This window comes from Mycobacterium sp. HUMS_12744610, assembly GCF_041206865.1.
Lineage (GTDB): Bacteria > Actinomycetota > Actinomycetes > Mycobacteriales > Mycobacteriaceae > Mycobacterium > Mycobacterium servetii.
The window spans coordinates 897,670-916,463 of the sequence record NZ_JBGEDP010000001.1 but is presented as its reverse complement, the minus strand read 5'-3'; the positions used below and the strand labels follow the sequence as shown (position 1 = coordinate 916,463).

The 18,794-nt window shown below is 62.3% G+C and carries 19 protein-coding genes and 2 pseudogenes; 4 read left to right on the top strand and 17 right to left on the bottom strand.

Features of this window, described 5'->3' with window-relative positions:
- Positions 1 to 3: 3 nt before the first annotated feature.
- Genes AB8998_RS04610 through AB8998_RS04600 form a run of 3 tightly spaced genes read right to left on the bottom strand, consistent with a single transcriptional unit; the run spans position 4 to position 3,425 of the window.
- Positions 4 to 1,650, bottom strand: coding sequence for a flavin-containing monooxygenase (locus AB8998_RS04610; RefSeq protein WP_007168395.1), 1,647 nt, complete (start codon positions 1,648 to 1,650; stop codon positions 4 to 6).
- Positions 1,647 to 2,570 (bottom strand): hypothetical protein, encoded by a 924-nt coding sequence (locus AB8998_RS04605; protein ID WP_007168394.1) that lies wholly within the window; start codon positions 2,568 to 2,570, stop codon positions 1,647 to 1,649. Before AB8998_RS04605 ends, AB8998_RS04610 begins: the two co-directional genes overlap by 4 nt.
- 18 nt (positions 2,571 to 2,588) lie before the next feature.
- Entirely contained in the window at positions 2,589 to 3,425 is an 837-nt protein-coding gene (locus AB8998_RS04600) for an SDR family NAD(P)-dependent oxidoreductase (RefSeq protein ID WP_007168393.1), read from the bottom strand.
- A 134-nt stretch (positions 3,426 to 3,559) separates the two neighbouring features.
- On the opposite strand from AB8998_RS04600, the gene AB8998_RS04595 reads away from it, so the two are divergent.
- Complete coding sequence (locus tag AB8998_RS04595) at positions 3,560 to 4,228, top strand: TetR/AcrR family transcriptional regulator (RefSeq protein WP_023900852.1); 669 nt, start codon at positions 3,560 to 3,562, stop codon at positions 4,226 to 4,228.
- Positions 4,229 to 4,254: 26 nt separating this feature from the next.
- Here the strand turns inward: AB8998_RS04595 and AB8998_RS04590 are convergent, their stop codons facing one another.
- Entirely contained in the window at positions 4,255 to 4,959 is a 705-nt protein-coding gene (locus AB8998_RS04590; protein ID WP_057969459.1) for a TetR/AcrR family transcriptional regulator, read from the bottom strand.
- A 76-nt stretch (positions 4,960 to 5,035) separates the two neighbouring features.
- Between AB8998_RS04590 and AB8998_RS04585 the strand changes: the two genes are divergently transcribed.
- A complete protein-coding gene (locus AB8998_RS04585) occupies positions 5,036 to 5,905 on the top strand; it encodes a metal-dependent hydrolase (RefSeq protein ID WP_033712834.1) in 870 nt (289 codons plus the stop codon).
- 192 nt (positions 5,906 to 6,097) lie between these two features.
- Here the strand turns inward: AB8998_RS04585 and AB8998_RS04580 are convergent, their stop codons facing one another.
- The 9 genes and pseudogenes from AB8998_RS04580 to AB8998_RS04540 all read right to left on the bottom strand — a co-directional run bounded on the left by AB8998_RS04580 (position 6,098) and on the right by AB8998_RS04540 (position 14,339).
- The gene (locus AB8998_RS04580; protein ID WP_033717470.1) at positions 6,098 to 7,114 is read right to left on the bottom strand and encodes an LLM class flavin-dependent oxidoreductase; all 1,017 of its coding nucleotides are present in this window, start codon (positions 7,112 to 7,114) and stop codon (positions 6,098 to 6,100) included.
- Between the two features lie 132 nt (positions 7,115 to 7,246).
- Positions 7,247 to 7,438, bottom strand: a complete 192-nt coding sequence (locus AB8998_RS04575) for a ferredoxin (RefSeq protein ID WP_074021704.1) — start codon at positions 7,436 to 7,438, stop codon at positions 7,247 to 7,249.
- A gap of 11 nt (positions 7,439 to 7,449) precedes the next feature.
- Positions 7,450 to 8,751 carry a cytochrome P450 gene (locus tag AB8998_RS04570; protein WP_007168386.1) on the bottom strand — a complete coding sequence of 434 codons (1,302 nt, stop codon included), beginning with the start codon at positions 8,749 to 8,751 and terminating at the stop codon, positions 7,450 to 7,452.
- Between the two features lie 87 nt (positions 8,752 to 8,838).
- Entirely contained in the window at positions 8,839 to 9,429 is a 591-nt protein-coding gene (locus AB8998_RS04565; protein ID WP_007168385.1) for a TetR/AcrR family transcriptional regulator, read from the bottom strand.
- A 746-nt stretch (positions 9,430 to 10,175) separates the two neighbouring features.
- Positions 10,176 to 11,567: a group II intron reverse transcriptase/maturase gene (ltrA, locus tag AB8998_RS04560; RefSeq protein WP_224112898.1), complete on the bottom strand. Its 1,392-nt coding sequence runs from the start codon at positions 11,565 to 11,567 to the stop codon at positions 10,176 to 10,178.
- A gap of 586 nt (positions 11,568 to 12,153) precedes the next feature.
- On the bottom strand, positions 12,154 to 12,369 hold the full coding sequence (locus tag AB8998_RS04555) for a hypothetical protein (protein WP_019732564.1): 216 nt from the start codon (positions 12,367 to 12,369) through the stop codon (positions 12,154 to 12,156).
- Between the two features lie 47 nt (positions 12,370 to 12,416).
- Positions 12,417 to 13,313, bottom strand: a complete 897-nt coding sequence (locus AB8998_RS04550; RefSeq protein WP_007168381.1) for an alpha/beta fold hydrolase — start codon at positions 13,311 to 13,313, stop codon at positions 12,417 to 12,419.
- A 52-nt stretch (positions 13,314 to 13,365) separates the two neighbouring features.
- Positions 13,366 to 13,452, bottom strand: a pseudogene (locus AB8998_RS04545) (phenylacetic acid degradation protein); the annotation flags it as partial.
- A gap of 179 nt (positions 13,453 to 13,631) precedes the next feature.
- Positions 13,632 to 14,339: a transposase gene (locus tag AB8998_RS04540; RefSeq protein ID WP_369736897.1), complete on the bottom strand. Its 708-nt coding sequence runs from the start codon at positions 14,337 to 14,339 to the stop codon at positions 13,632 to 13,634.
- A gap of 117 nt (positions 14,340 to 14,456) precedes the next feature.
- On the opposite strand from AB8998_RS04540, the gene AB8998_RS04535 reads away from it, so the two are divergent.
- Positions 14,457 to 15,692, top strand: a complete 1,236-nt coding sequence (locus tag AB8998_RS04535; RefSeq protein ID WP_369741377.1) for an IS256 family transposase — start codon at positions 14,457 to 14,459, stop codon at positions 15,690 to 15,692.
- Positions 15,693 to 15,711: 19 nt separating this feature from the next.
- Here the strand turns inward: AB8998_RS04535 and AB8998_RS04530 are convergent, their stop codons facing one another.
- The 3 genes from AB8998_RS04530 to AB8998_RS04520 form a co-directional block, all read right to left on the bottom strand.
- A complete protein-coding gene (locus AB8998_RS04530; RefSeq protein WP_369736896.1) occupies positions 15,712 to 16,458 on the bottom strand; it encodes a transposase in 747 nt (248 codons plus the stop codon).
- A 76-nt stretch (positions 16,459 to 16,534) separates the two neighbouring features.
- Positions 16,535 to 16,933 carry a PaaI family thioesterase gene (locus AB8998_RS04525; RefSeq protein WP_369736895.1) on the bottom strand — a complete coding sequence of 133 codons (399 nt, stop codon included), beginning with the start codon at positions 16,931 to 16,933 and terminating at the stop codon, positions 16,535 to 16,537.
- Between the two features lie 49 nt (positions 16,934 to 16,982).
- Positions 16,983 to 17,627 carry a TetR/AcrR family transcriptional regulator gene (locus AB8998_RS04520; protein ID WP_007168379.1) on the bottom strand — a complete coding sequence of 215 codons (645 nt, stop codon included), beginning with the start codon at positions 17,625 to 17,627 and terminating at the stop codon, positions 16,983 to 16,985.
- 126 nt (positions 17,628 to 17,753) lie between these two features.
- Between AB8998_RS04520 and AB8998_RS04515 the strand changes: the two are divergent.
- Positions 17,754 to 18,215, top strand: a pseudogene (locus AB8998_RS04515) (acetyl-CoA acetyltransferase); the annotation flags it as partial.
- Here the strand turns inward: AB8998_RS04515 and AB8998_RS04510 are convergent.
- A complete protein-coding gene (locus AB8998_RS04510; protein ID WP_174814222.1) occupies positions 18,131 to 18,529 on the bottom strand; it encodes a hypothetical protein in 399 nt (132 codons plus the stop codon). The pseudogene AB8998_RS04515 and the gene AB8998_RS04510 sit on opposite strands and share 85 nt — an antisense overlap.
- Positions 18,530 to 18,794 lie beyond the last annotated feature (265 nt).

Below are 18,794 nucleotides of genomic sequence, written 5' to 3'. Positions count from 1 at the left end.
GGCTCAAGCACGATCCACCATCCGCGGTGATGCTGCCTCGGGTGAAGCGGTTTGCGCCGAGAAACGAACACCTTCGCGCTTGTCGACGGACACGCGATCGTCGTTGCGCTGCCGTCCTCCTTTGCTTGCGCCGTGCGAACTCTCCGCGGCCAACTCGGGCCGCGCCCGCCTGGGCTTCTTGCGGGGAGGGGGCTGTGAACTCATCGAGTAATCGTCGAGCTCGACCCTCGCTAGTTGTCGGGCGAATTGGGTGGTGAAGCCGGGATACATGGTCCCGTTATAGCCGTCTTCGGTGAGGTACCAGCTCTTGCATCCGGAGTTCCACGTCGTGCCGGCAAGCCGACGCTGGAGTTGGGCGTGATAGCTGTTCTGCCGGTCCTCTTTGACGTCGAAGGTCTGAATACCGCCTTCGATGATTATGCCGATGGCGTCGACGATGTAGCGGATCTCCGCTTCCAGGTAGACCAAGGCCGAGTTGTGTCCTGGCCCGGAATTCGGCCCGAAGGTGAAAAAGAGGTTGGGATAGCCTGAGACGCTGACGCTCTTGTAGGCGTAGGCGCCGTTAGACCATTCCTCCGCAAGCTTTCGACCGTCCACGCCGGTGATGGGAAACGGTGTGCCGGCCTTGCACACATCGAAGCCGGTCGCGAATACGATGCAATCCACCTCGTGTTCGATGCCGTCCGCGGTGCGAATGCCGATGGGCGAGATGGTCGCGATCGGCCAGGTGATGAGTTTGCAATTGTTCTGTCGGAGAGCCGGATAGTAGTCGCTGGTCATCAGCATGCGCTTGCAGCCGGGCCGGAAGTCGGGCGTCAGTTGTCGCCGCATCCACGAATCTTTCACCTGGCGACGAAGGTTCGCCTTGGCCGCCCAGGCGATGGCGGTAGTGGCCGGGGTGTTCCACACCATGCCGACGGCCATGACTTCGTGCGCCCAAAACCATGCCTGGCGAGCGGCGCTCTGCAGAATCGGTAGCCGACCAAACGCGGCCTTGGCAACACTGGGGTGCGGAAAATCAGGCCGGGGAAGCACCCAACCGGGCGTCCGTTGAAACACTTTGACTGATCGCGCCGTCTTCACCAATTCCGGAACAATCTGCACCGCGCTCGCCCCGGTACCGATTACCGCAACACGTTTGTCGCTCATGTCATAGTCGTGATCCCAGCGCGCGCTGTGGATTTTGTGGCCTGCGTAGCTGTGCAGTCCGCGAATGTCAGGAAAATTTGCATTGGCCAGTGGGCCGCTTGCCATCACCACCGTGCGCGACCGGTAGCTTGACCCGCCATCCGTTTCGACGGTCCACGTGCCGCTGTCTTCGTCGAACGCCAGGCCGGTCACGTTGACGTGGAAACAGATGAAGCGCGCCAGCGCGTGCTTGTCGACCATGGCCTTGATGTAGGCGAGTATCTCGCTGCTTCCCGAGTACGCACGCGACCAGTCCGGATTTGGTTCGAAGGAGTACGAATACAACAATGACGGAATGTCGCAGGCGGCACCGGGATAGCTATTGTCACGCCAGGTTCCTCCGACCTCGCCCGCGCGCTCCAGGATGACGAAATCGTCGATACCCCGCTTGAGTAGTTGGATCGCCGTGCCAAGTCCGGCAAAGCCGGCTCCGATGATCAGAACACTGGTCGTGTCGCTCATCTGGCCACCGGTTCATAGGTCAGCTCATCAGTCCATGACGGCGTCTTGCCGAGCACTTGCGTGGGGAAGTGGTCGATCACCCTACCGAGGCGCTGCGAGATGAAGTGCAGCGGTTGGGAGTGCTTGATCGTGGCAGACATATGGGCCTTGAGGATGTGATAGGGGGGAACACGGCGGGTGTGCTCGCTGCGATCGCCGACGTTCGAGTAGCGGGTGACTGCGTTGTACAGCCTTTCCTCGGACAGGCCCCAGGCGTTCAGGTTTATCAGCATCCGGGTCAGCAGCGGGATGTAAAGCAACGCACCGGTAAGTACCCTCGGGTCGATAAGAGCTCCCACCGTCTGAATCGCATGGATCCTCATTGGGCTGGCGCCCAGGTCGTTGAGCACCTGAAAACCCACCGCCAGGTGGCGAGACTCGTCGCTGTTGACCTTGGCGAAAACTTCGCCGCACACGGGATCTGACACCTCGTCCACCAAAAACTTCAACAGTGCTCCGTCCAGAGCGGTTTCTAAAGCCGGTATGGCAGCACCGATCACCGTCAACGGAAGTGCTTCGGCGTATCGGTCCAGCCATTCGATGACCAGCCGGATGTTCTTGTTCGGCACCGGAGTCTCGCCCTCCTCGAGCATCCCCCAGCGATGCATGAGAGCGAGCTCCACGTTGGCGTGCCGCTGCTCTTCGGCGTGGAAATACCTGTAAATCTCACCCAACGCGTCGAACGGCGCCTTGGGGGCCATGGCCGCGAAAGCGCGGGCACCGACATGCTCGATCCATACCACGTCTGACATGAACTGTTTCAGGCTGGGGCGCTGTTCGTCGGTGATCAACTCGGCACCCGGTGCGTCCCAGTCGATGTCGGCCAGCGCCCACTGGCGGTCTTTAATCGTCTGCAGCATATCGCCGTATTCGAAAGCCATGTCTCCTCCTAGGTTGTGTCAACGCGTTATTCGCTGGATGAGTCCCATCGCGTGGGTGAAGGTACCCGGCATGGTTCTCTTGAGCTGCCAGAGGATTTTGGCGTCGAGTTGCGGCAGGACGTATAGCTGGCCGCGGTCGTGCGCATCCAGGGTGGTTCGTGCTACCGACTCTGGTGATACGCCGGTCCACTTCATCAAGTTGGCGGCTAGCGTGGCCGCCGATTCCTCGATGCGTGGATTGTCGACGATATTTGTTTTGACGAAGGTGGGGCATAGGACGGTCACCGTGACGCCGGTTCCGCTGAGCTCGGCTGCCAAGGTTTCGGACAGCGCGAGTACGCCCGCTTTGCTCACGTTGTAGGCGGCCATGCGGGGGGCCGCACCGAAGCTTGCCGCCGACGCGACGTTGATGAGCCCTCCGAATCCACGTTCCCGGAGCCGCGGGACAAAGACTTCGCAGCCGTGGATGACTCCCCACAGATTGACCGACAACGTCGCGGACCAATCGCTCGTGGATGTCGCACCGACGACGTTGCCTCCAGCGCCAATTCCGGCATTGTTGATCACCAGTCCGGGAGCGCCGCCGAACCACTTCTCGGCCGAATCGGCAAGATCCCGGACCTGATGCTCGTCTGAGACGTCGCAAACAACGCCGATGCCATGACCGCCCAGCTTGGAGATCAGGTCCGCTGTCTCCTTGGCGCGAATGCCGTCGATGTCGGCGCACACCACACGGCCGCCCCGGCGCGCCAGCTCGACGGCAAATGCGCGGCCAATGCCGCTGCCTGCACCGGTGATCACCGCGTCGGCACGGTCACTCCGGCGGGGGGGATTCCCAAACGGCAGCAGCCTCATCGGAGTATCCGCCGTTGCTGCGATCTGACGGTTGATTCCGTCGCTGCCTCGAAAGCAACTGGTGGCACCAGCCACCATTGTGGGCACATGCCGTCAGTTTGGTGTGACCTACGTTGCTTTGTCAAGATGGAAATGTGCGGACGAAGGCGAAACGATGGGGCGGGCGTACCGGCGCGGAACGCCGCGCGGAACGTCGGCAGCGTCTGATCGATGCCGCGACCGAGATCTGGAGCGAAAGCGGTTGGGCCGCAGTCACCATGAGGGGCGTTTGCTCCCGGACCAGCCTGAACGACCGCTACTTCTATGAAGACTTCAAGACCCGCGACGAGTTGCTGGTTGCCGCCTGGGACGGGGTACGGAACGAGATGCTCGGTGAGGTTTCCGCGACCCTCGCAGAACGCGTCGGGCAGCCGCCCCTCGAGACTATTCGCATGACCATCTCTATGGTGGTCGACCGCATCACACAAGATCCCGGCAGGGCAAAGATCTTGCTGACCCAGCACGTGGGCAGCTCACCGCTGCAAGACCGGCGCGCTGTTGCCCTGCAAGAGGCGACGCACCTCGTGGTCGCGGCGAGCAAGCCCCATCTGAGACCGGATGCCGATGAAACCGCGCTCCGCATGGACACCTTGGTGGCGGTTGGGGGCTTCGTCGAGCTGATCACCGCCTGGCATGCCGGCTTGCTCGACGTAAGTCAGGAGGAGATCGTCGAACACACCAGTCGGCTCGCCGAAACCCTAGCTGAACGTTATCTGGTGCACGCGCTCAGCGTCGATGACGTGCCCGGGACGCTACCGTCCTGATCGTGGGCGTCAAACCGGACACGCACTCAGCATCGCCGGGCGTGGCCGCGAGCCGATAGAGCGTTTGCCGATGCCCCGGATTCAGGAACCGGCGCCTCGCCTATGTTCTGCAGCAGCACGTAGGTGCCGAGGCTGCCCAGGAAACCTGCGCAGTGTTGGACGAGTTCATCAGTACTGAAGTCCAGTTCGCCGTCCAGCCAGCGGCGCAGAACCTCGAAGAGTCCTCCGACACCGAGGGTTGAAGCCAGATGCGCGACGCCCACCGCAGAGTCGGCGATATCCAGGTGAAGTCTGGCCTCGCGCAGCACGAGGTCGGCGAAACCGGCCATCAATTGGCTCCGCAACTCGCGAAGGAGTGGCTCCGTTGCGGATTCAACGAACAAAATGCGGGCCAGCCGAGGATCGTCTTCGATCATGTTGACCAGTGCGCGGATGGGGGCATACGCCAACACGTCGGGTGGCGCGCCGGCGTCTGGGATCGCTTGGACTATTACGTCTTGGAAGGTGGCATAGAGCTGCTGGTAGACGGCCCGCAAGAGCGCGTCGCGGTCGGAGAAATGCTGGTAGAAGTAACGCGAGGTGACACGTGACTCGGCGCAGACGGCAGTCACGGTGGTGGCGGCCACGCCTCGGGTACCGATCAGCTCGATAGCGGCGTCGATGAGACGTGTACGCCGGTGCTGATGGCGCTGCTCTGCAGACACTCCGCGATACACCCGGACTGAACGCATAGACACAGTTTGTCATCTAAATCTGACTAGGTATAAAGTCAGATTATTGAGGTCCGCTTGGAGATGGGAGTAGCACATGACCAGTGAGTCGCCCACACGGCCAGCAAAGAGGGTGCTGCCAAAGGCTCGCCGTGTCCGTTTCGCAATGCCTGCTGGGACCAGTCGCCAGCACTTCGTCGACGGCGACTTGGTGATGAGCCACTTTGTCTCTACCTTGTCGGCAACGTTCCCCGAGGGCGAAGACTTCTTCATCCGATCGGTGCGCCAGTACCGTGACCAGGTCAGCGACCCCGACCTCCAAGAGGCGGTCAAGGGATTCATCGCGCAGGAGGCCACCCACCGGCACCAGCATCGGCTGCTTAACGAGCGGCTCCAAGCGATGGGCTATCCGACCGACGGGATCGATCGGCACATCAAGAAGTTGGTTGACCGGCTCGAGAAGCGATTCTCTCCGAAGATGCGCCTGGCCGTGACGGCTGCCCTTGAGCACTACACGGCGACGTTCGCCGAAATCATTCTGACCAGCGACGAGGCACAAGAGCTGATCGGCGACACCGAGGTCCGGCCGATTCTGCTCTGGCACGCTTTAGAAGAATCCGAGCACAAGGCCGTCGCTTTCGACGTCTTCGAGACGGTCGGTGGAACCGAACGCACCAGGGTCTGGGGAATGCGGATTGCCACAGTCATCTTGTTCACCGAGTTGGTCATCCAGACCACTCGCTCTCTGGCGGGTGACCGCGCAGCCTACAACCCACTGCGCTTACTGCGCAGCCTTCGAGCCTTCCGTCGTTCCCCACTGTTCAGCCCGGACGCGGTGCAGCGCTTCCGTTCCTACACCCGCGCCGGCTTCCACCCCGACGACTGGGACAGCACCGAAGTCCTCGAACGCTGGGCCAAAGAACTCTTCGACTCCGATGGCGCCCAGCGAATCGGGAGCCGCGTCTAGCATCAACGGTGAGCGCGAGCAGAGAAGCACTGGCACTAGGTGGCTTACGAACTCGTCGTCGAAGGCGATCCCTACGGTACCGGCAGGAGCACACCGTCGATGAACCGGTCATTTCGAATTAGACGGGAGACTCATTCACCGCCGCGGGTTGTCGTCGACACAGACGCTGGCGCACCTACATGAACCGGGATGTTACTGGCCGGGGGCGCAGTGCTTGATCATCTCACCGAGGTTTTGGCCGACCCGCTCAGGTGCGATACCCACCGACGGCGGGTAGAGCATGATGTGGTCGAGTACCCCCTCGTAGCGGCGCAGCCCGGCGCGCACCTCGCTGGCGGTGCCAGCGACGCCCATCACGTCGATCATGTCGTCCGTCACCGCGTCGAACATGGCCGCAAAGTCACCGCGTGCGAAGGCTTCTCGGATAACGGCACCCTGTTTGGCGAATCCGCAGAAGTCGAGCAGCGGTTGGTAGGTTCTGACTGATGCGTAGAACGCGATCTGTTGCGCGACCTCGCGACGGGCGATTTCCGGGTCGTCGTGGATGGAGCACATGACCATTGACACAATCTCGACGTCGTCGGGATCGCGCCCGGTGCGTGCGGCGCCCTTGGCCACCGCGGGCCGCACGACTTCCTCCACGTAGGCGGTCGTGAAGAGCGGATGCCCGGCCAGCCCGTCAGCGACCCGGCCGGCGGCTTCGCACATCCGCGGGCGCACCGCGGCGGTGATGATCGGAATATCGCGCGCAGGCGGGTCTACCGGGCCGCTGGGGATGAGATTCATCTGGTAGAAGCGGCCTTCGTGGCGGACTGGTCCCTCGTGCAGGTTCCAGATGCGCCGAATAAGGGGTACGAGTTCCTCGACGCGCAGGGCGGGGGCGCTGGTATCGGCGACGCTGTGCCAGTTGCTCATCATCCGTTTGGTGCCGTTGCCGATGCCGAGCACGATGCGACCGCCGGACAGTTCGTCGAGATCGCGCGCCTCGGTCGCCAAGACCAGCGGGCTGCGTCCGACGCCGTAGAGAATCGACGACCCGATGCGACACCTGTCAGTCGAGGTGGCCATTGCCGCCATCGAGATGGATCCCGACCGGGTATAGAACTCCGATGCCCACACCGCGTCGAACCCGGCCTGGTCGGCCGCGGTGGCGGTGACCTTCATCGCGGCAAGGTCAGGGGCTAGGACAGAGAGTCCAAAGGTACTCACTACTGCGGCTCCATTGCGTTGTGTTGTGCTCCTGAGCGATGTCGGCGAGCCCGTTGGACGAGGAGCAGTCATCGTGGACCGGCCGGAAGCCAGTGCCGAACAGCTGCACCGGATCTCGCTGCTGCCAGTCTGTCAATCGTGCAACGCGAGCGCGCCTGTGGGGCAACTCGCCACGGCATCTTCGATCAGTGCCCTGTGACATTCGGGTGGCCCAGGATTCAGGATGTGGAGTTTCCCATCGTTACTGACCTCGAAGAAGTCGGGAGCCAGGCCTTCACACATCCCGATTGACGAGCATCGATCGCGGTCGACTGTGATTTTCATGCCACGCTGCCTCACGTAGTCGGGGTGAAGCGGACGGGAAGATGATTCACCCCGTGGAAGAAAGTGCTAACGGTATAGCTGGGTGGCCCGCAGACTTCAATATCAGGCAGGCGGTGCAGCAATTCCCGGAAGAGCGCGGCGAGTTGCTGCCGCGCCAGCTGATTGCCCAAGCAGTGGTGGATACCTCCACCTCCGAAGCTCACGTGCGGGTTGGGGTCCCGTGACAAATCGAACTTTTCCGGGTTGGTGAACACTGTGGTGTCCCAGTTGGCCGAGCTGTAAAAAAGTACGACCTTGTCACCTTCGGTGATCTGTTGTCCGCCCAGGTCGCAGTCGCGAGCTGCCGTTCGGCGGAAGGTCATGATCGGGGTGGCCCACCGGACGAACTCTTCGACCGCTCCTTTGATTCGTCCGTCGAAATCCTCCATCAGCCACGCTCGTTGATCGGGAAAGTCGGTCAAGGCTTTCATCGCATGACTGGTGCTTTGGCGCGTGGTGTCGTTCCCAGCGATCGTGAGAAGTATGAAAAACGAGACGATCTCATCTTCGGTGAGTTTTTCACCGTCCACTTCAGCCTGAACGAGGTTCGTCATGAGGTCGTCTTCGGGCTGCCGGCGACGTGCAGCGATGATTTCGCGGGCGCCGTCGCCTAGGAATCCCATCGCTTGGAAAAGGCGAGGTATGACTGGGTCGTCGCCCATCACCTCGGGGTCGCTCCACCCACCGGCATACCGTGATTCCCACGCGATGTCGCGGCGCATCGAGTCCGGCACGCCCATCATGTCGAAGATGTTGTGCATCGGCAGCAACGCCGCGCATTCGTCGACGAAGTCGGCCTTGCCCTGTGGAGCCAGGTCGTCGACGACGCGCTTCGCGTTGGCCTCGATCTGATGGTGGATCAGTCGCATCTGCTTCGGCGTGAATGCGGATGCCAGCAATCGTCGAATCTTGGTATGACGCGGCGGATCCATCGCAATGAAGCCTTGAGCGGTGTCGAGCAATTCCTGCGGGATCGACTCCATGACAATGCCCTGACCTGACAGGAAATCGTCGTGTCGCCGGGTCGCCTCGACAAGCAACGGATGCGTAACCACAGCCCAAAAGCCCCGGTCGTTCCCGTCGTCGATCATGGTGTGCTCGACTCGCGGGTGCCAGCTGATGGGAGCACGTTTGCGCAGTTCGGCGTATGTCTTCTCCCGGTCGGCGGCGGTGCCGGCCCAAAATGCAGTCGAGGACAAGTCGGCAGAATCATATGGACGTGCTGAACGCCGCTCCGCCGACGTTTTCAGTGCGGACGTCGTGCTGGCAATCATGAGAATCTCCTAAGGTTCGTGCGGCCCCACTCCAAGTGTTTACAATTATTCCTTCAGAGTCAACATTTGAACATAAAATCCTTAGTGTTAACGCGCCTCGCCTGCGGAGGAATGAACGCCCAAATAGCGAAGTGCGATCCGCGAGATGCGCTCCCCGGTCGTCTCGGCGTCGGCGGTCGGAAGCACGACGTGACTCACCGTCAGCCTTACCAGTGCATCGGCGACATCATTGACGTCATTGGCGTCCAGGCCTGAAAAGTGCTCGTTGAACCAGGTCACGAGGGCTGCCGAGGATAGCTCCAGTAGCGACGCAGAGGTCGGCAGGAGCGGCAACATACCGGTTGACTCAGCGACCGTCCTGTCCGTAGGCCGGTTCGATGTCAGCACCGCCTTCAAGAGCGGGCTCGCTTCCGCTTCCTTCAGTGTGTACGACACCGCAGCGGTGATGCCCCCGCCGACGTCTCCGGCGTGTTGTGCCAAAACTGCGTGAATGCCATTCAAGAAGCGTTCGCCTTCGGCCACAACCAGCGCGTCGCCCAGTCCCTGCTTATCGGTGAATTCCTTGTAGAGCGTCGGGCGGGACACGCCGACAAGCTCTGCGACTTCACCCATGCGAACGCGATCCCAGCCCTTCTCGATAGTGAGGGTCCGGGCAGCCCTCAAGACTTGCTCACGCATATGCCGGCGAAACGAGAGGCGAACGGACTCTGTTGGCATGGTGAGCAGGATATGCGTCTTGCACAAGTGTTCCGTCGGGGCTATCGAGGACCACGCCGACAACAATGCACTTCGCCGGTTTGGCTGTCCGGGTTCCGCTACTTCTCACCATGGCACTGTCATCATCCGGTGGAACTCGCGACATCGGCTTGGCGACCGCCACGCTTCGAGCTGATGCCAACGTCGCGATCGAAGTCTGGGGTTCCCCTGAAAAAATGGACACGGATAACTTGCTTCCGCGACAGGGTTCAGCGTCCGCTCGTAGTCGATAGGTGAGCGCGTCCCGATCGCTTAATGCCTTGGTTGATTATTGTAGAAGTTCATCCAATTGTCAACTCCTGCAATCAATTCCGCTTTGGTCGCGTAGGGTGTGCCGGTAGTAGCATTCCTGTTTGAAACTCGACCACAGCGACTCGGCGCCGACGTTGTCCCAGCATTACCCGCGCAGCGCCCACCGCGCGCGAACACCCCCCGCTGCACGGCCACGGTGACCAACTCGGTGCGCATGTGATCATCCACAGCCCAACCCAGTGCCCGCCGCGAGTGCTCGTCGCGGATCGCGCACAAGAACATGTCGCCCTCCCCGCAGCCCAGATAGGTGTAGGGGTCGGACCGGGGCGCGGTGTCGGCATTTCTACCGATCCGTTTCCCCGGCCCGCCCTCCGAACCCGCCGAGCGAATTTCTCCGCAACGGGCTCTCCACGGATTCAGGCCACTGGTGCAGTGATGTCCGTCGGCCTCGCTGTCCAAGGGGTGATGATTTTCGTGCCCCGGTAGCGGTATCGGGTGACCTCTACCTTCTGCGGCCGAAACATCGCCGTCTTGCCTTCGCGGATTTGCCAATTGGGCAGGAACCGTCGATGGAAGACGCCCCACGCCAGCCCGTGGTGCCGTTTGCGCATCCAAGTCACCACCCGCCACCATGTGAAGTGGTCGAGGTAGTCGAAGGTGCGTTTGGACACCCCGTGCTGGAAGTAATTGCACCATCCCCGCAGGACGGGGTTGAGTTGGCGCAGCAGATCAGCGAGCGTTCGATGTTTGTGTCGCCGCGTCAGATTCCTGACTTTGTCGGTGATGGACATAAGTGCCTTCTTCGACGGCCAGGTGTAGACGTAGTGCTTGGTCGTGCCCCTTTTGATCTGCCGTTGGATGCGGAAGCCGAGGAACTCGAACCCCTCGTCGACGTGGCAGATCCTGCTCTTCTCGACCGACAGGCGCAGGCCCATCGGCGCGAGCACTGCTGCGATCTCGTCCCAAAGCGCTTCGGCATCAGCGCGAGTGCCGTGGACCATGACACAGAAATCGTCTGCGTAGCGGACGATTTTCATGGTCGGAACTCCGGCGCGTCGATGCTTGGCACGTGTCCATTCCGGGCCGAGCGCCTTCCACTTCGCGGCGAAGTGCTCGTCGAGAACGGACAGGGCGACATTGCTGAGCAGTGGTGAGAGGATTCCGCCTTGCGGAGTGCCGGTGATGGTGTCCCGGTAGCCGAGATCTTTCGAGAGAATCCCGGCTTTGAGGAACGACTTCACCAGGGCCAGAACGCGTTTGTCCCCGACACGTCGCCGCACCCGGCCCATAAGGGCCGAATGCGAGATTTCATCGAAGCACGCCGTGATGTCTCCCTCGAAAACCCAGTGATAGGCCCGTGAGCCGCTGGCGAGGTGATGGATCTCAGCGATGGCGTCCTGGGCTCGCCTGCCCGGCCGGAACCCATATGCGCACGGATGAAAGTCCGCCTCGAAAATGGGCTCCAGCACCAGCTTCAGCGAAGCTTGCACGACCCGGTCGGCGACGGTCGCGATACCCAGGCGGCGGAGCTTGCCGTTCGCCTTCGGGATCATCACCTCCCGCACCGGATCCGGCCGGAATATCCGCTCCTTGAGTTCCTCGCGGAGCCGCTGAAGCAGTCCGACCGCCTCTGCCGCACCGACAGACCGCGGTGCGGTCCCATCGGCACCGGCTGAGCGCGCACCCTTGTTCGTCCGCACCCGCTCCCACGCGAGGGTGAGGAATGCGGGGTCATAAACGAGGTTGTACAAATCATCGAAACAGCGGTCGCTTTCATCAACCGCCCAATGGTGCAGTTTGCGTTGCATCCTGCGTACCCGCAGCTCGGCCGTGTCCGGGTCGGGCCACAAAGCACTCGTATTCACAAGTGACCTCCACAGTCTGCGTACTCGCCGCGAACCCGCTGGAGCCCTTTGCCATGCGACCGGCTTTCCCGGCCTCGGACTACTACGGCTCCTCCGCCCCACCACACCGGCATCAGCCGACGACTGCCTACCCCTCCAGCCCGGCTGGCTGCCGGATCTGACCGGGGACCGGCGCGGTGGTTCCCGTGTTCACTGTCAACCGTTTGACGGGTGAGGTGTCCAGCTATGCCCCTGCGACCTCGTCACGGCTACGCCGCAGTCCTTCACCGTGACCTCCCGAACCGGCGACATCAACCGGCCCACGAGTTCCCCGCCCTCAGGGCGGGTGCGCGTCGCTGCCCAGCCCGCATCCGCCAGGTTGGAGCTGGTGGTCTTCTCTTAAGAGGCGTTCAGCCGCTGGTTCCTCGCGTACACCTTCCCGTCTCGCTAGCCGGACCCGACCCGTCTGGCAGTACCAGGCCGTCCCGGCGTTGTCGGGGCTGCTTCCCACCCTCACCAAAGTCTCTTTAGATCAGGCTGCCCCCAGCTTCTACCGGGCCACTGCGATGGCTCGGCGACGGTGGTCTCTCACCTCCGTTCGGTTGAACAGCGCCTCACGGCGCTCGATATCCGAGGACCACACCGCGTCGAGTCGGCCCTTATCAAAGCGCTGGCCGATCAGATCCGGCGGAAACGAGGCCGGATCGACCACCGTGGTGGTCTTAAACCTCCGCGGACTGATCCCCTTGATGCCGAGCTCGGCCATGATTTTGGCGCGGCCAGCCCGGGCTGCGCCAGATAGCCCAGAGCTTTTCACGCTGAAGTGCTTATCGTGCGGTCGAGAAATCCGGCGACGGCTGCGGTGAAGGCATCGTTGTCGTCGCCTGCGACCATGTGGCCGGTGCCGGAGACGTCCACCGCTTGGGCGTGCGGTACGACCTTGAGGAATTCGTCGACCGACTGCTGCGATGTCACATCTGAAAGGACGCCGCGCACCAGAAGAGTGGGTGCCTGCACGCGGCGGGCCCCTTCAACAAGCAGTTCGCTGATCGCGTCGAACTTTTCGGCACCAGTCGCGGGGTCACCTTGCAGAAACTGGAAGTTGGAAGTGATGAAGGCCGGATCCCATCGCCAGATCCACCGACCATCGTCGCGTTGCCGCAAGACTTTACGGAGTCCGTCCGGGTTCTTGGGCCGAGTGCGATGTCTGTTGTATTCGGCAATGACGTCCGCGGCGTCGTCGAGCGTGCTGAACCCGTCAGGATGGGCGGCCATGAACGACACGACGCGGCGTGCTCCGTGAAACTCCATTCGCGGAGTGATGTCGACCAGGACGACGGCTCCCCACAGGTCGGCGGGCGCCAGCAAGTGCGTGCCCAGGACGGTCATGCCGCCCAAGGATGCGCCGACGACGGCCGGCGGGCGGTCGGTGCTCGCGTGTTCACGCACGGCCAGCAGATCGGACGCTAGCCGTCCGAGGTCGTATCTTCCGGTAGGGTCCCACGCGCTGTCGCCGTGACCTCGGGCGTCATACGCGACGACCGTGTACCCACGAGCGTGCAAGCGGCGCGCTGTGGTCGCCCAGGCGTGTCGGTTTTGACCACCGCCGTGCAGGAGCAGCACAACGGCGCGGGCAGCGTCGTGCCGGTAGCAATCCGCCGTGAGGGTGACGCCGTCTGTGGTGCGGAATCGCTCGAGCGTAACGGTCATCGGGTGCGCTCGCCGTTGTGAAGTCGGACGACAATACCATCGGTCCTTTTCATCACGAGGAATTCCCCCTAGGGCTAACGACGGTCACTGTTCCTTGGGCGGCACATACCGCGCGCCCGTCGTTGGTGATGTCGATTCTGCCTCAGAATTTCACGGTGGCCCGGGTTCTGCTGTGGCGGTCTGCGGGGCGGCAGCTTTGTCGAGGTTTTGAGGCTGGGGGTAGGCGGCGGCGCCGCGTGTCGTGCGGTGACGCCGGGTCCTTTATCCCGGGGGTGGTTACTCCTTTCTTGGGGTCGAGAGGGCATAGGGGCCTGTGGGTCAGGGTATGGCGCGGACCCTGTTGAGGGCGTCGGCGAATTCTTGTGCCCAGGGCCAGGTTTGGGGGATCCGCAGGATCAGGTAGCGGGATCGTTTGATCAGCCGGGCCGCGGCGTGCAGCAGCCGGTAGCGCAGGGTGGCGGGTTCGGCTTTGGCCAGTGGGCCGTCCAGGAGTAGCAGTCGCATCCAGCACAGCAGGTCGATGGCGATCGCGACGGCGGTGACCCAAGCGGTGTTGATGGCGAACGAGTGTGAGGGCCAGCGGGCCAGGCCGGTGTCTTTGCCGGTGCGGATGAAGCCCTCCACCCGGGCGTGGACGCGGTGGCGGGCTTCCAGTCGCTGGGGTTGTCCACCGGCAGTCGAGGTGGCGAGGACCTGGTAGCGGTAGCCGGCCAGCTGCTCGAACAATGACAACTGGGTGCCGTGTTCGATTTCTTCGCGCCGCACCAGGATGCGCATGCCGGCCGGCCAGCCGACCAGCCGATCCCCTCCGGTGCTGTGGCGCAGCAGCCCGGTCAACTCGGCGACCTGGGCGTCGTCACGGGCCGCTCCGGTGGCATCCAGTGCGGCTTGCCATCCCGCATCGGGCATCTGGCCGATCGCGACCCGGACCCGCTCATCGAGGTCGAATCCGACCGAGTAGCCCACTGACATCCCCGGCCGGGCATTGAGTTTCTCCAGGTGTTCGACGACGGCGGGGCGTGTCATTCCATCTGTGTAAGTCCGGGGTGGTCCATCATCGGACCGCCGTTGGGCGGACAGAAGGAGTGTTTTGTGACCAAGACCATGCAGATGCCGGCTGAGGAGACGACCGCGGCGCGGCGGCTGGCCGAGATGTTCACCGAAGAGACGCTGGACTCGTTGATTAAGGATGCGGTGAAGACCGGGACCCCGATCGACGGCGCGGACGGTTTGCTGAACCAGCTGACTAAGGCCGTGCTGGAGCGGGCGCTGAATGCGGAGCTAACCCACCATCTGGGTTATGAGGCCGGCGATCCGGCCGGACGCGGATCGGGAAATTCGCGCAACGGCACCACGCCGAAAACGGTGACCACCGTCAACGGCCCGGTGCAGATCGATGCGCCGCGTGATCGCAACGGCTCGTTTGAGCCGGCGATTGTGCCGAAGAAGACCCGCCGGCTCAACAACATCAATTCGGTGGTGTTGTCGCTGTATTCACGGGGAATGACCACCCGCGATATCGAAGCCCACCTGCAGGAGGTCTATGGGGCGTCGGTGTCGCGGGAGTTGATCTCCAATATCACCGAGGTGGTGGTCGATGAGATCAAGGCCTGGCAGGCCCGCCCGCTCGATGAGGTCTACCCGATCCTCTACATCGATGGGCTGCGGCTGCGGATCGGCGACAACGGGGTCATCACCACCAAGGTCGCCTATTTGGCCATTGGCGTGGATCTGGAGGGCCGCAAACACGCCTTGGGCTGCTGGATCCAGGACTCCGAGGGGGCGAAGTTCTGGCAGAAGGTCGTCATCGACCTGCGCAACCGCGGGGTGCGCGACATCCTCATCGCCTGCTGCGACGGGCTGACCGGTCTGCCTGATGCGATCCGCTCGATCTATCCCGATACCGTGGTGCAGACCTGCGTCGTGCACGTCATTAGGAATGCGATGCGCTTCGTGTCTTATAAGGACCGCAAGAAGGTCGCCACCGCGATGCGGGCGATCTACAGTGCGCCGACCGTCGATGGAGCCGAACTCGCACTCAAGGAGTTCGACCAGCAATTCGGCGCCCAATATCCGGGTGCAATTGACGTGTGGCACAACGCCTGGGGGGAATTCGTTCCGTTCCTGGACTATCCGGTGGAGTTGCGCAAGATCGTCTACACCACCAATGCGATCGAGTCGATCAACTTCCAGTTGCGCAAGATCACCAAGAACCGTGGTCATTTCACGGACAAGGACGCCGCGATGAAGTTGCTGTACCTCGGGCTGCGCAACATCTCCAGCGAGAGAGGAGGCTATTCGGGTACTGGAACGCACAACTGGACTGTGGCGCTCAACACACTCGCCAGACTATTCCCTGGGCGAATCCCATTGTGCTAGAATACAACTCGTAGTCAAATCACCTCTGACTTACACAGAAATCGTGACAGGCTCCGACGGCGTGGCTTGAACCCGCGCCGTCGATGGTGACCAGCAACTTGCGGCGCCACTTGGCCGGGATCGCCGCGATCGCGGCGTCGATGATCGCGATATGATCGGCCGCGGTGTTCGAGCCGGCGTTGCCTGCACGGGCGATCACCGCCAGCAGTTCGCCGGTGTTGTCACACCACGCCAACAGCGGGTGGAAGCCAAACCCGCCTTTGAAATTGCCTGCGGCGTGCTGCTTATCGCTGTGCGACTGAATCAGCGACGCGTCGATGCGGATCACGATCGTGTCCCCGAGGTCCCCATAGCAGGTCTGCGAAGCCGGGATCGCACCGTGGCGGGCCTCGATCGCCTCCCACACCCGAGAGCGGACCTTGTTGCGCACGGCCGTGACCTCGGTGATGCTCTGCTCGTCGATCTCGCCCAGGGACCGCCACATCGTCGGAACCGACGCCACCGCCTGAAACAACCGGTGCTGATCGCGCAGCACCGCGGTGCCGGCCAGGTTCTGCGCGCCGCCGGCGATCGATACCGCCACATCGCGCAACACCGCGCCTCGGTCGTGGGTGACTTCTGGGCGCGACAGCACCGACGACAAACCGCTGGTCAAACCCAGATTGTCGGCCAGCAACCGGGGTATCACGTTACCGGCGTGCCCGACCACGTCGTCGCCACGGACCTCAACTCGGACATTCTTCGACCAATCCGTAGTAGCCTGCATCTGACAGGTGCACTCCCATCCTGGATAACCGAGCCTCGAATACTCCGATTATCCTTGCGGCAGTGCACCTTTCACGTTAACGACACCCCTGAGCTCCACATTCGATGAAAAATCCAGGTCTGGCGACACCGCTGCGCTTGCCCAGCGCGATGATCTCGGTGACGGCGACGCATACTCCGCTTGACACGGGCTGCAGCAAGTTCAGCTTGAATTCGGTTGTGGCGACCCACGATCCAGCGGGGATCACCGGGTAAAACACCACGCCCAAGCAGTGGTCGACCATTGCTGACAGGCATCCGCCGTGCAGATTGCCGAACGGAGTCAAAAGGTCGTCCCGAGCATCCATCTGCACAACCAGCCGCCCGGCGGCGAACTCGGTGTGGCGAAAATCCAGGTATTTGGAGAGTCCTCCCGTGGTTGCCGCCGCGTTCTGCAATTCCTTGGCGATCTGCTGATTGAACTGCGCGAACTCCATGGTTAGCGCCCCTTCTCATCCACGGATATCGATGCGATGGTTTGAGACACTACTCTGCACTTGTTGCATCGACGCAAGGCTGGGTGTTGGTGAGCAGAGCTGGAAGCAGGAATCGGCGTAAAAAGGCATCGAGGCCTTCGGGGCTGCGGTGTCTGGGGCCGCGGACCGACAGCAGGCTGAGGACGGTTCGCAGGATCCATTCGGCGGCATCGTCGACCGACACCCCGGGCTCGAGTTGGTCCCAGTGCGCAGCGAAGACAGGTCGAAGGAACTCGGCCACGAGTTCAAACAAAGCCACCGACGTTCCCTTGGCCAACCCCACGCCGGCGAGTTCCTCGTCACTGCCGAACAGCAATCCGATTGTCGGCTCGCGATGAGCGGCGCGTACCGTGACCTCGACGAAATCGAGTATTGCCGTGCCCAAATCGCGATGTACTGCGATCCGTCGACGCATGCGGTCTAGGTAGCGTTCGGCCGCACGCAGGATGACACCGGAAACGACGGATTCACGACTTGGAAAGTAGCGGTACACCGTGGCGCGCGACACCCCCGCCTGTCTGGCGATGTCCTCCATGGTGGTGCCCGGCAGCCCCTTGCCCTCCAGGCACGCTTCGGCGGCATCGAGCAGGAGGTCTCGGGCGACGTCGCGGGTCGTGGGAGGTGCCGTGCCCCAGCGCAACGATTTCTTCGTCACGAAGCAAGTATGCAGCCTCGGACCGATCGTGAATTAACGACCCAACCGGTTGTCGCATGGCTACTTATGTGACAATATCGCAAATATGTCGCAACAAAGGTGCCGACGATGAACGTGACCTGACCGTTGGCGATTCCGCCCCGCACTCCCGTTGTCGTCGCGGTCGGTGAGATCACGCACCGCGGCGACAGCGTCGTCGATCCCATCGATTTGGCTTGCGAAGCCGCGCGTCGAGCATTGCAAGACGCGGGCGCTGCGATCGGGCATCGGATCGATACGGTGGCGACACCGGGCATTCTGATGATTCCGCGTGACAATCCCGCGTCGAGAATTGCCGAAGCGGTTGGGCTGGCGCCCCGGCGTCGCATCAGCTGCCCGATTGGCGGCAATACACCGCAATACCTCGTCGAGGTCCTTGGTGGGGACATTGTGCGCGGTATCAGCGATGCGGTGCTGGTCGTCGGAGCCGAGACCGGCGAGTCCGCCCGCAGAGTCAAATCGGGTCATGCGCTCCGCGATCCGAAACCCGTTGATGCACAGGATGAGTCACTTGGCGACACACGTCCCGGATTGAGCCCAGCCGAGATGTGTGCTACCTCACCGACTTTGACTCCCGCCAGTTCAGCGATCGCAGTGAGGCTTTCACCGCGGCCTTGCATCCGGGCCAACGCTGTCGCGCCGGCCTGGCGGTGTTCGTGACGGCGCCGCTCTCCCTCTGCGTGTATCTCGAGGATACGGTTGCGCTCCCACTCGTCGACGGCGGCCAGCCGCCCAAGCTCGACGAGGAACGACGCAGCGTCATCGACATTTTGACGCTCACGCTCCAGACGTGCCTCGTTGGCCTTGTTCTGCGCCTCCCGGACACGCTTGCGCGCTGCCGATTTCGAATTGATGTTCACCACGTGGGAACCATAGGACGCACCCATCGTCGTGCTCTACCATCCTGACCAACATCATCTGTGTCCCCATTTGTCCGCACCCTTTGTCGCCAAATCGACTGCCTACCAATGCAACACATCCGCACCGATCCGCACCACTCACCACAACCACCTGTCCGATCCGGGAAACGGTCGGGTGCGCTCGTTCACGCGCTACGACACACTTATGCCAACGAGACCCGTACCACAGCAGCCTGAAACCCGCTATCTGCACTGGTCGGCACGCGGT